Genomic DNA, 11,326 nt, shown 5'->3' on the forward strand with positions numbered 1-11,326 from the left:
CGCACATCCAGGCTCTCCGTGGCGGTCACGTCGAATCCAGCCGGCCACGGAAGAAGTAGGGGGCCGGACCTTCGCCACCGCGCGACGGTCCGACGGCCGCCCTTGCTGATCCGTCCCCGGAGACTGCCATGACCGTGCTGCCCGTCGCCCCACCGGTACGCCCCGTCTCTGCCGTGCCGGCCCCCGCCCGGCCCGCCGCCCCCTCGGGCCAGTCGCGGCCCCCCGCCTACCGCCTCTCGCTCGCCGCCGGCCCGGAGGACGTACGCGCCGCCCAGCGCCTGCGGTACCGGGTGTTCGCCGGTGAACTCGGCGCCAGGCTCGACGGGCCCGAACCCGGCCTCGACGGCGACGAGTTCGACGCCTTCTGCGACCACCTGCTGGTGAGGGAGACCGCCACCGGCGACGTCGTCGCCACCTACCGGGTACTGCCCCCCGAGCGCGCCCGCGCGGCCGGCCGCCTCTACTCGGAGAGCGAGTTCGACCTCACCCGGCTCGCACCCCTGCGCGACGACCTCGTCGAGGTGGGCCGCTCCTGCGTCCACCCCGCCCACCGCGACGGCGCCGTCATCGCCCTCATCTGGGCCGGCCTCGCCCGCTACATGGAGCGCACCGGCCACAACTGGCTGGCCGGCTGCTGCTCGCTCCCCCTGGGCGACGGCGGCATCCAGGCAGCCCGCAGCTGGGAGACCGTACGCACCAAGCACCTCGCCCCCGAGGAGTACCGGGTCACCCCGCACCGCCTCTGGTCCGGCACGGCCGGCGCCACCGGCCCCCGGCCGGCCGCCGGCGCCCGCGCCGACCTGCCACCGCTGCTCCGCGGCTACCTCCGCCTCGGTGCCTGGGTGTGCGGATCGCCCGCCCACGACCCGGACTTCGACTGCGCCGACCTCTTCGTACTGCTCTCCATGCGCCGCACCGACCCCCGCTACCTGCGGCACTTCCTCTCCATGGCACCTCTGCGGTGAACGCCTGGTTCCCCGTCTCCCCCTGCACACCGCAGGCCTGCGCCGGCCACCACGGAGCGGTGCGCCCCGTGCTGCCCGCGGTGGCACGGCTGGTGGCGGGCTGTCTGCTCGCGATGGGCGGCGCCGCGTGCACACCCCTCGCGGCGGCGCTCACTCAACGGGCCCGCGACCGGCTGGTCCGCCGCTGGTCCCGGGGCGTCCTGACCACCTTCGGGGTACGCGCGCGGGTCACCGGTGATCCGGATGCAAGGGGCGGCGGAGAACTGGTCGTCGCCAACCACATCTCCTGGCTCGACGTACCACTCCTCGCGGCCGCCCTCCCCTCGCGGATGCTCGGAAAGTCCGAGATACGGCAGTGGCCGTTGCTCGGCACCCTCGCCGCGCGGGGCGGCACCCTCTTCATCGATCGGGAGAGCCTGCGGGCCCTCCCGGCATCGGTGGGCGCCCTCGCCGACGCGCTGCGCACCGGTGACCGGGTGGTGGCCTTCCCGGAGGGCTCCACCCGGTGCGGTGGCGGGCCGTCGGGCACCTTCCGCAACGCGGTCTTCCAGGCGGCCCTCGACGCGGGTGCCACCGTGCGGCCCGCCCGCATCTCCTACCACCTCGCCGGGGCCGACGGCCGCGACCGCGCCCGCTCCCCGGCCCGCGCGGTCGCGTTCGTCGGTGACGACCCGCTCCACACCTCGCTCTGGAGGGTGGTGCGGGCCGCCGGGATGACCGCCGAGGTCACCCTCCTGCCACCGCTCCGGGCGGACGAGGCGGGCGACCGCAGGACGCTCGCCCGCCTCGCTCAGACGGCCGTGGCCAGTGACACCGCGAACCTGCCCGCCGTGTCCGTCCACCACTGATCGAGCCGCATCCCCGCCGCGCCCAGCTCGTCGCGCACCCGCTCCCGGCGGAACTTCGCCGACACCTCCGTACGGAGCTCCTCGCCCTCCTCGAAGGAGACCACGAGATCCAGCTCATGGATCTTCACCGTGAGCGCCGAGCGGGCCCGCAACCGCATCTCGATCCACTCGGCCTCCGCGTCCCAGCGCGCGACGTGGTCGAACAACGCGAGGTCGAAGTCGGCGTCGAGCACGCGGTTGACGACCTCCAGGACGTTCTTGTTGAACGCCGCGGTGACCCCGGCCGTGTCGTCGTACGCCGCGACCAGTGTGTCCGGCTCCTTCACCAGGTCCGTCCCGAGCAGCAACGCGTCGCCGGGGGAGAGGATCGAGCGGACCGAGCGCAGGAAGGCCGCCCGCTCCTCGGGGAGCAGATTGCCGATCGTGCCGCCGAGGAACGCCACCAGCCGGGGGCCCGGGGTGCCCGGCAGGGCCAGTCCGCCGGTGAAGTCGGCGATGAGCGCGTGCACGTTCAGCTCCGGCCGCTCGGCGAGCAGGGCCTCTGCGGCCCCGGTCAGCGCGCTCTCGCTCACGTCCACGGGGACGTAACTGTGCAGCAGGGGGAGGGCGTCGAGCAGATGCCTGGTCTTCTCCGAGGAACCCGAGCCCAGTTCGATCAGGGTCCGGGCACCCGAGGCGGCGGCGATGTCCGCCGCGTGCGCCACCAGGACCTCCCGCTCCGCACGGGTCGGGTAGTACTCGGGGAGCCGAGTGATCTCCTCGAACAACTCGCTGCCCCGCGCGTCGTAGAACCACTTCGGCGGCAGCGTCTTGGGGCGTCGGGACAGGCCGGCGAGCACGTCGGCGCGGAGTGCGGCCTCCGTGGCGTCCACCGGCAGGGTGCGGGTCAGCAGAAAGGGACTCAACGGGGGGTCTCCTTGAGCGGGGTGGACAGGACATCGTCGACGGTCGCCACCAGCAGGGTGCGGTCCGGCACCTCGTGCCAGGCCGGATCGTCGTCGTACGGCTCCGAGGCCACCACGGTGCGGAGGCCGGGCTGGTGCAGGTACCAGAGGCTGTCGCCCCAGGCGGTCGCCACGACGGTCCTCCCGTCCGTGAGCAGCAGATTGAGACGTGATCCCGGAGCGGACCGGGCCACCCCCAGGACGGTGTCGGCGACGGCCTGCGGGAGGTCGTCCCCCTCCCCGGCGCGGTGCCGGATCATCGCCCACAGCAGCGCCGAGTCGCTGCGGGCGTCCAGGGACAGCAGGACGGACGCGGGCAGCGCGGACGCGAGCCGCGCCAGGGAGTCCGGCCATCCGAGCACGGCGCCGTTGTGGCTGAACAGCAGCGGACCCGCCTTGAACGGCGCCGCAGCGGCCTCCCCGTCCGCGCCCGACTCCGTGGCGTCCCGAACGGCCGCGAGGAACGCCCCGGCGCGGACGACCCGCGCGAGCTCCCCGAAGGTCTCGTCGCCCCAGACCGGGACGGCCCGCCGGTAACGCGCGGGCGCGGGGTCCCCGGGGGCGTACCAGCCCACGCCGAACCCGTCGGCGTTGACCGTGCCGTTGCGCTGCCGGCGCGGCGCCCACGACTGCCGTACGAGGGAGAACTCCGGCGCCAGCAGGACCTCGCCCAACGGCATCGCGGGTCCCAGATACGCGAGATGACGGCACATCAGGCATCCCTGGCGGTGCGAAAACCGGAGAAGATCTGACGCCGCACCGGCAGGTCCCAGTTACGGAACGTCCCCCGGCAGGCGACCGCATCCACCGCGAACGAACCGCCCCGCAGCACCTTGTGCTCCGGACCGAAGAAGACCTCCGAGTACTCGCGGTACGGAAAGGCGACGAACCCCGGATACGGCAGGAAGTCGCTGGCCGTCCACTCCCACACGTCACCGATCAACTGCCGTACCCCGGTGGGTGACTGCCCGGCGGGATAGGCGCCGACGGCGGCGGGCCGCAGATGGCGCTGGCCGAGGTTGGCCCGTTCCGGCGTGGGATCGGAGTCGCCCCAGGGGTAGCGCAGCGAGCGCCCGGCCGCCGCGTCGTGGCGGGCCGCCTTCTCCCACTCTTCCTCGGTCGGCAGCCGCCGACCGGCCCAGCGGGCGTAGGCGTCGGCCTCGTACCAGCTGACGTGCAACACCGGCTCGTCGTCCGGTACGGGCTCGGTCGTCCCGAACCGGCGCCGCAGCCACTGCCCGCCCTCGTGGTGCCAGAACAGTGGCGCGGTGAGCTCGTGGGCGCGGACCATCGCCCAGCCCGCCGGATGCCACCAGCGCTCCTGCGTGTATCCGCCGTCCCCGATGAACCGCTGGTACGCCCCGCAGGTGACCGGGGTGGTGTCCAGGAAGAAGGCGGCCACCTCCCGGCGGTGCGCCGGGCGTTCGTTGTCCAGGGCCCAGGGCTCGGTGGACGTGCCCATGGTGAACGGCCCGCCGGGCACCAGGACTTCGGGCGCAAGACGTACCGAGTCCTCCGCCCGGGGCGGCTCGGGAGCGGTGAGCGCCGCCGGGCCGGTACGCAGCTGATGGGTGATCAGCATGATTTCGTCGTGCTGCTGTTCGTGCTGAGCGATCATGCCGAAGGCGAATCCGGCGCGCTCCAGCGGGCGCCCCCCGCCGTGCAGTGGGGCGCGCTCCAAGATCTCCAGCACCCGGCCGCGAACGTCCGAGGCGTAACCACGGGCCTCGGCGGGGGCCAGTAGCGGCAGGGACGGACGGGCGGCCCGAGGGTGCTCGAAGGCGTCGTAGAGGTTGTCGATCTCCGGCCGGATCGCCTCCCGGCCGCCCACGGCACGCAGGAGCCACTGCTCCTCCTGATTGCCGATGTGGGCGAGGTCCCAGACCAGCGGGGACATCAACGGTGAATGCTGGGCGGTGAGTTCCCCTTCGTCGACGCTGTCCGTCAGTACTGAGGTGCGGACCCTGGCGGCGAGCAGGGCGGCGAGGGCCCGGCTGCGGAGATCCTCGGCGTCGGACTCCGGCGCGAGGTGGAAATTGCTGTCGGACACGCTGATCATGCGGAGGAGCCCTTTCCGGAGGAGGTCGTCCGGGTGCCGGCCGCCGACGCCTCGGCCCACGCGGCGGCCGTCGAGGGGGAGAGGAGGTCGGGCAGGTCGTCGGCGGGACATCGCCCGCGGGCGACGTACCGCTCGGTGAAGTCCGCCACGGTGTCCAGCACCGCGGTGGTCGCGCCGATCCGGGGGAGCGCGCCGAGCGCCGCCTCGAAACAGACGGAGGCCGCGGCCCGCAGTTCGGGATCGGTCAGCCCGTCGCGGGCCGCCGCACGCCACAGCGGATTGCGCGGCGCCGCGTTCGCTCCCGCCGTCTCGGCCAGCGGTTTCACGGTGCGGTACACCGTCTCCGCCGCTTCCGGATCGTCGAAGAGCGCGGTGGCGACGGCGAGCGGCACCAGCCAGCCGTCCGCCCCCGACTGGGCGTCGATCATGCGCAGTTCCAGGTGTCCGCGCGGCCGTGCGGGCGGAAAACAGGTGGTCATGTGGTACTCCAGGTCCGCCCGGGTGGGCGGTCGGGAGCCACCGCCCCGGATCCACTGGCGGAAGGTGAGCCCGGCCGGCACCTCCCAGGGGCCCGTGTCGGTGCGGATGCACATGACGCTGGTGTCCAGTACGTGCGTGGCCCACGCCTCGCGTGGCGGAAGGTGCTGCGGAGGGGCCAGCGTGCGCTCCGGGTCGAGCGCGGCCCACAGCCCCTGCCGGGTGGACCGCCAACCGGTCCGTGCCCGCTGCTGGAAGGGCGAGTTGGCGAACGCCGCCACCAGTACGGCGCCCAGCAGATGCGCGAGCTGCCAGCGGCGGCCGTGACCGAGCGGACCCGGCTCCTCCTCGCCCGCGTCCAGGCAGACCTGCACCGACGCGGAGGTGCACATCATGGCCCGGCCTGCCGTACCCGAGCGGTCCAGGGCCGCCTCCATCGCGTCGTAACGCGGCTCCTGGAGCCACCGCCGGGGCGACCGCCACGGATCGACGCCCAGCCCCGTGGGGGTCAGGCCCGACCGGCCCAGGGTGCCGCGTACGGCCGCCAGGTCGGCGGCGACCACGTCGACGCACGCCATCAGCGATCCGGCGGGCCGCGAACTGAGTTCCAGCTGCCCTCCTGGTTCGAAGGTCAGCAGCGAGTCGAGCCTCAGCGCCCGTACCTCGGCGAAGGCCGCGTCCAGCCGCTCGGGCGTGACCCGCAGGTCAGGACGTACGGCGTCGTGGATGAGCCATTCGAGTTCCACCCCGACCGTGCGGGGCGGTCCGGTCTTGAAGCAGATGGCCTGCAGTAAATCCGTCGCCTCGCTCTCGCCGAGGGGCGATCCGGGCGTGACGGTGCCGTTTCCGGTGGTCGCGTTCGGGGGCATACGTGCCTCCTCTTCCGATGCCTCCCCTCCACCCAAACCCCTGCCGGGCGATCGCACAAGGGCGCCCCGGCCCGGAGAAAAGGCATCGCGCTGAACTCGTCGGACGTCGAACAGGTGCGCCTTCCACCGCTTGGGGGAGCGCTCGGGAGCGCACGGATGCGCGCCAAGGCGGGCGACATCGGGGCCGATGTCCGCGTGGGCCGGCACCGCACGTCCGAGGGCACGAGTTCCTGGCGGGGAGTTTGGCGGCTGCCGCGCTCGCCGGGACCGAGCAGCACGGCCGGGCCCGGTGGCGGTGGCCTCCGCCGGGTCGCCACGCGCAGCCGTGCCGCGGCCCGAATCCGGGCGCGAGGCCGCGAACGGCGCACGGGCGCAGGAAGGGGTGCCTCCCTCGCGCTCCGCGCGACCCTGCTGCGCGCCCCCGAGTCCTGCGCGTCCCCGAGTCCTGCGCGCACCACCGCGCACACCGCAGCGCCTCTCGAGGGCTTTCGTGTGAACGGGGGGAGGCGGCGAGCCGGCCCCCAAACCCCGGCCCCCAAACCCGGCCCTGCGAACCAGGCCCCGCCGCCCGCGCGGCGTTCGCCGACCGCTTCGCGGGGTAGCGCCACCGGCCCCGGCTTCCCCGCCGGCGTAAGCCCGCGGGAAGCCGGGCAGGGGCGGAGCGTGCTCAGCTCCAGCCGTACAGTTCCCGCAGTCGCTCCGCCACGCGCTGGAACCGTTCGAAGTCCAGGGCGCAGGCCTCGCGCCGCATTCCGTCCTCGTGCACCCTCAGTATCCGGTCCAGGTCGACCCACGAGGGGCGGCCCGAGCTGTCCCACGGTCCTGCCCCGAGCGCCACCCATTCGCGGTCCAGGTCGTGCTGCCTGCTGGAGAGCTGGACCACGAGAAAGGTGCCGGTCTCTTCCCGCGCCACGACGAGTACCGGCCGGTCCTTGCCCCGGCCGTCGTTCTCCTCGAACGGCACCCAGGTCCAGACGATCTCTCCCGGATCGGGGTCGCCGTCCCGGTCGGGTGCGTACGAGGTACGGACCGCACCCACCTCGCGCGGATCTGCCTCGACGGTCGAGGAAGGGCCGAGGCGGCCGGGGAAGGCGTAAGGATATTCGGTCTCGGGAGTGCTGTTCTGATATGTCATCAACACACCGTAAGACAGTCACTTCGATGACTCCGCACCGGTCGCTGCCCATGACCGGCGGCTCGCGAGAGACAGCGCGTGGGCGCGTACGTGGGGCGCGCGCGGAGCAAGGGCAGCCGCCGGCGGCCTGTGCCGGAACGCCCCCGCGCGCGGCCGGAGCGTTTGGGGGTGCCCCGGGACACGACCCACTCCGGCACGTCTGCAAGACTGCCCGTCGCCATGAGCCAGTTACCCAAGCAGCCCTCGGAATCTCCCGTCCCCACGAGCGCCGACGTGGCGCGGCTGGCGGGCGTCTCCCGGGCCACCGTGTCGTACGTACTCAACAACAACCCCACCATGCGGATCAGCGAACCCACCCGTCGCCGGGTGCGGGAAGCCGCCCGGGACCTCGGCTACGTGCCGCACGCCGCGGCGAGGAGCCTGCGCGCAGGACACACCCGGATGGTGCTGCTGCCCACCGGGCACCTCCCCGAGGGCCCCCTCTACCGCCACTTCCTGCAGGAACTCCAGGCGGGCCTGCGCGGACTCGACTACACCGTCGTCCACTACGGCAGCGCCGGTCTCGGCGCAGACGAAGCCGCACGGGCCTGGGCGGAACTCCGCCCCGTGGCCGTCGTCGCACCGGCCGGGCTGGCACTCACCGCCTACGGCATCGCCGTCCTCCACCGCTCCGGCGCCAAAGCCGTCATCACCCTCGGTCCGCACCCGGTGGAGGGAGCGCACGGTCTGGTGCTCGACCAACGCGAGGTCGGCAGCCGCGCGGCATCCCACCTGCTGGAGCGGGGCTACCGCCGGATCGGCGTGGTCATGCCCAAGGAGAAGGCGGCGGCCCCCTTCGCGAACCCGCGCCTCGAAGGCGTACGCAGGGCCGCCGGACCGGCCGGAGCGCGGACCGAGGAGCTCGCCCTGGCGTACGAGGAGGGGGACGCCGCCGACCTGGCCGCCCGATGGCGGACCCTCGGCCTGGACTCCGTCTTCTCCTACAACGACGAATACGCGATGCTGCTGATGCGGGCCTTCCAGGACGCCGGGATCTCGGTCCCCGCGGAGGCCGCCGTGATCGGCGCCGACGACCTCATGCTCGGAAAACTGCTCCGCCCCCGGCTGAGCACCGTACGGATGGCGCTCGCCACCGGGCAGCCGCTCGCGGAACTCATCGACAGGCTGGTCCAGAACCCCGGCGGCGAACCGGAGCACCACGAACTGCTCCGGGCCGTCGCGGTGCCCCGCGACTCGACCTGACGGCGCGCGCCGGTCCACCGGCGACCACCGGACAGCCCTTAGCGTCGGCCCATGAGCCATCCGCAGAGCTACGAGATCCTGCTGGTACCCGAGTACGCCGACACCTCCGGTGCCGACAAGCCGGGGCCGGTGAAGAAGGGGGACGACGAGGGGAACGATCCGCCGAAGCCCGGCGACGCCATCCGGTCCGGGATCGTGGAGGCCACCGGCGCGACCGGCGCGTCCGGATACCCCCGCTACGCCGGAGACGGCATCGAGGCGGACATCGACCCGGTCACGCGGACGGTGGAGGCACTGCTGATCGACGGTTCCGAAATCGACTACGGCCTCTCGGTACGCGTGGCGGACCGCGACACGGCCCCGGGAGACGACCCGGCCGAGGGCTGAGGCCCCCACCGTAGAGAGACCCGCCCGCCCGGTCCGCCGTGCCCCTGCAAGCACGCGCGAGGCCCGGCGGCACGTGCGGAGCCCCGGTCCGAGTGCTTGACGCACTCCGGGGCCGGGGCCCCGACGGGAGAGCCGCGGAGGGTGGGCCGGACGAGGACCGCTACGCCTGTTCCTGCCCCTGCCCCTGCTTCTTCTGCTCCTCCACCGACTTGCGCACCTCATCCATGTCGAGGTTCCGCGCCTGCCCGATGACGTCCTCCAACGCGGCCTCCGGCAGCGCGCCCGGCTGCGCGAACACGGCCACGTTGTCACGGACGATCATGAGCGTGGGAATCGACCGGATCTCGAAGGCCGCAGCCAGCTCCTGCTGCGCCTCGGTATCGACCTTGGCGAAGACCAGATCGGGGTGCCGCTCGGACGCGGAGTCGTAGACCGGGGCGAACTGGCGGCAAGGACCGCACCAGGAAGCCCAGAAGTCGATCAGGACGAACTCGTTGTCGCTCACGACCTGGTCGAAGTTTTCCTTGGTGAGCTCTACGGTGCTCATTCTCTGCTACCTCTTCCTGTGCCGGTTCGGACCTGTCCCGCACAACCGTGACCATCCGTGCACTATTCCGCCTGCCCTGTGGCCGTCCGGCACATGCCCGGCCAGACTGTGACCATGAACGAAGCTACGGGCAGTGCCGAGTACGACGTCGTGGTCATCGGAGCGGGACCGGTGGGCGAGAACGTGGCCGACCGGATCAGAGCGGCGGGCCTGAGCGCCGCCGTCGTGGAGACCGAACTCGTCGGCGGCGAGTGCTCGTACTGGGCCTGCATGCCCAGCAAGGCCCTGCTGCGCCCGGTCGTCGCCCGTGCCGAAGCCCGCAGGGTGCCGGGGCTCGAAGCCGCCGTGCAGGGCCCCCTGGACGCCGACGCCGTCCTCGCCAACCGCGACGGGTTCACCTCCCACTGGAAGGACGACGGGCAGGTGGAGTGGCTGGAGAGCGTCGGTGCCGACGTCTACCGCGGCCAGGGGCGGCTGACCGGCGAGAAGCGGGTCTCCGTCACCGCGCCGGACGGGACGGTCCGTACCCTGACCGCCCGCCACGCCGTGGCCGTCTGCACCGGAAGCCGCGCCGTCGTCCCCGACCTGCCCGGAATTGCTGAGGCCCGCCCGTGGACCAGCCGCGAGGCGACCAGCGCGAAGAGTGTGCCCGGCCGGCTCGTCGTCGTCGGCGGCGGAGTCGTCGGCGTCGAGATGGCCACCGCGTGGCAGGGACTGGGCGCCCGGGTGACGCTGCTCATCCGGGGCGGCGGACTGCTGCCCAAGATGGAACCCTTCGCCGGCGAACTGGTCGCCGAGGCACTCACCGAGGGCGGCGCGGACATCCGGTACGGCGTCTCCGCCACCGCCGTCCACCGGGCCGGCCACGACGGGCCGGTCACCGTGGAGCTGGACGACGGCGACCGGATCGAGGCCGACGAGATCCTCTTCGCCACTGGACGCGCCCCCCGTACCGACGACCTCGGCCTGGAGAGGGTGGGCCAGAAGCCCGGCGGCTGGCTGACCGTGGACGACAGCTGCCGGGTGGAAGGCAGCGACTGGCTCTACGCGGTCGGAGACGTCAACCACCGCGCCCTCCTCACCCACCAGGGCAAGTACCAGGCCCGGATCGCGGGTGCGGCGATCGCCGCCCGCGCCCAGGGCGTCGCGATGCTGGAGACCGACCGCTGGGGCGCCCACGCGGCCACCGCCGACCACGCCGCCGTCCCCCAGGTCGTCTTCACCGACCCGGAGGCCGCCTCGGTCGGCCTCACCCTCGCCGAAGCCGAACACGCCGGCCTCCGGGTCCGGGCCGTCGACTACGACCTCGGCTCGGTCGCCGGCGCGAGCCTCTATGCCTCCGGCTACCGGGGTCGCGCCCGCATGATCGTCGACCTGGACCGGGAGATTCTCCTCGGCGTCACCTTCGTCGGCCCGGGTGTCGGCGAACTCCTGCACTCGGCCACCGTCGCCGTGGCGGCGGAAGTCCCCATCGCGCGCCTCTGGCACGCCGTCCCCTCGTACCCGACCATCAGCGAGGTGTGGCTGCGGCTGCTGGAGACGTTTCGCGGGTAGCAGCCGCAGTTGAAGCCAGTGCCGCGCCCGGCAAGCTTTGCCCCGTCGCGGTGGTCGGCACGCGCACTCGCTGCGTTGGCCAGAAGCCCTGGTAGCTCCGCTACAAGGACTTCCGGTCGCCTTGCGATCGCACGCACCGACCACCGCTCCTCATGGGGCAAACATTGCCGGGCGCGGCACTAGTAGGTCGTCGCAGCTTAGTTTCGGTGTGTCGGAGTTGGGGGAGGTCGGTGTCCGGCGGATTTCTTATCCCTCCGCCGGACAGGATGGCTGTCGTGCCTTCACAGAAGAAGCGTCCG

Annotated in this window: 11 protein-coding genes; 5 read left to right on the forward strand and 6 right to left on the reverse strand. The window is 72.9% G+C overall.

The genetic code is table 11. The annotated features are described in order from the left end of the window. Window positions 1–128 precede the first annotated feature (128 nt). Window positions 129–965 carry a GNAT family N-acyltransferase gene (locus ACFYPN_RS28545; protein ID WP_358765828.1) on the forward strand — a complete coding sequence of 279 codons (837 nt, stop codon included), beginning with the start codon at window positions 129–131 and terminating at the stop codon, window positions 963–965. Next, the gene (locus ACFYPN_RS28550; RefSeq protein ID WP_389302143.1) at window positions 962–1,813 is read left to right on the forward strand and encodes a lysophospholipid acyltransferase family protein; all 852 of its coding nucleotides are present in this window, start codon (window positions 962–964) and stop codon (window positions 1,811–1,813) included. The genes ACFYPN_RS28545 and ACFYPN_RS28550 overlap by 4 nt, the downstream gene beginning before the upstream one ends. On the opposite strand, the gene egtD is transcribed toward ACFYPN_RS28550, so the two are convergent. From egtD to ACFYPN_RS28575, 5 genes are all read right to left on the reverse strand, one after another. Continuing rightward, window positions 1,756–2,718, reverse strand: a complete 963-nt coding sequence (egtD, locus tag ACFYPN_RS28555) for an L-histidine N(alpha)-methyltransferase (RefSeq protein WP_389302145.1) — start codon at window positions 2,716–2,718, stop codon at window positions 1,756–1,758. The genes ACFYPN_RS28550 and egtD overlap by 58 nt on opposite strands. Continuing rightward, window positions 2,715–3,470, reverse strand: coding sequence for an ergothioneine biosynthesis protein EgtC (gene egtC / locus ACFYPN_RS28560; protein ID WP_389302148.1), 756 nt, complete (start codon window positions 3,468–3,470; stop codon window positions 2,715–2,717). The genes egtD and egtC overlap by 4 nt, the downstream gene beginning before the upstream one ends. Continuing rightward, window positions 3,470–4,816 carry an ergothioneine biosynthesis protein EgtB gene (gene egtB / locus ACFYPN_RS28565; RefSeq protein ID WP_389302152.1) on the reverse strand — a complete coding sequence of 449 codons (1,347 nt, stop codon included), beginning with the start codon at window positions 4,814–4,816 and terminating at the stop codon, window positions 3,470–3,472. Before egtB ends, egtC begins: the two co-directional genes overlap by 1 nt. Further along, window positions 4,813–6,162, reverse strand: coding sequence for an ergothioneine biosynthesis glutamate--cysteine ligase EgtA (gene egtA / locus ACFYPN_RS28570; RefSeq protein WP_389302155.1), 1,350 nt, complete (start codon window positions 6,160–6,162; stop codon window positions 4,813–4,815). The genes egtB and egtA overlap by 4 nt, the downstream gene beginning before the upstream one ends. A gap of 667 nt (window positions 6,163–6,829) precedes the next feature. Further along, window positions 6,830–7,297: a type II toxin-antitoxin system PemK/MazF family toxin gene (locus ACFYPN_RS28575; protein WP_389302158.1), complete on the reverse strand. Its 468-nt coding sequence runs from the start codon at window positions 7,295–7,297 to the stop codon at window positions 6,830–6,832. A gap of 219 nt (window positions 7,298–7,516) precedes the next feature. On the opposite strand from ACFYPN_RS28575, the gene ACFYPN_RS28580 reads away from it, so the two are divergent. Beyond that, a complete protein-coding gene (locus tag ACFYPN_RS28580; RefSeq protein ID WP_358765819.1) occupies window positions 7,517–8,539 on the forward strand; it encodes a LacI family DNA-binding transcriptional regulator in 1,023 nt (340 codons plus the stop codon). Window positions 8,540–8,590: 51 nt separating this feature from the next. Then, window positions 8,591–8,926: a hypothetical protein gene (locus ACFYPN_RS28585; RefSeq protein WP_358765817.1), complete on the forward strand. Its 336-nt coding sequence runs from the start codon at window positions 8,591–8,593 to the stop codon at window positions 8,924–8,926. Between the two features lie 160 nt (window positions 8,927–9,086). Here ACFYPN_RS28585 and trxA read toward each other — a convergent pair whose 3' ends face one another. Then, window positions 9,087–9,473: a thioredoxin gene (gene trxA / locus ACFYPN_RS28590; RefSeq protein WP_389302162.1), complete on the reverse strand. Its 387-nt coding sequence runs from the start codon at window positions 9,471–9,473 to the stop codon at window positions 9,087–9,089. Window positions 9,474–9,587: 114 nt separating this feature from the next. Between trxA and ACFYPN_RS28595 the strand changes: the two genes are divergently transcribed. After that, a complete protein-coding gene (locus tag ACFYPN_RS28595) occupies window positions 9,588–11,027 on the forward strand; it encodes a dihydrolipoyl dehydrogenase family protein (protein ID WP_389302165.1) in 1,440 nt (479 codons plus the stop codon). Window positions 11,028–11,326 lie beyond the last annotated feature (299 nt).

The sequence above is a fragment of the Streptomyces sp. NPDC005576 genome (genome assembly GCF_042871745.1).
Classification (GTDB): Bacteria; Actinomycetota; Actinomycetes; order Streptomycetales; family Streptomycetaceae; genus Streptomyces.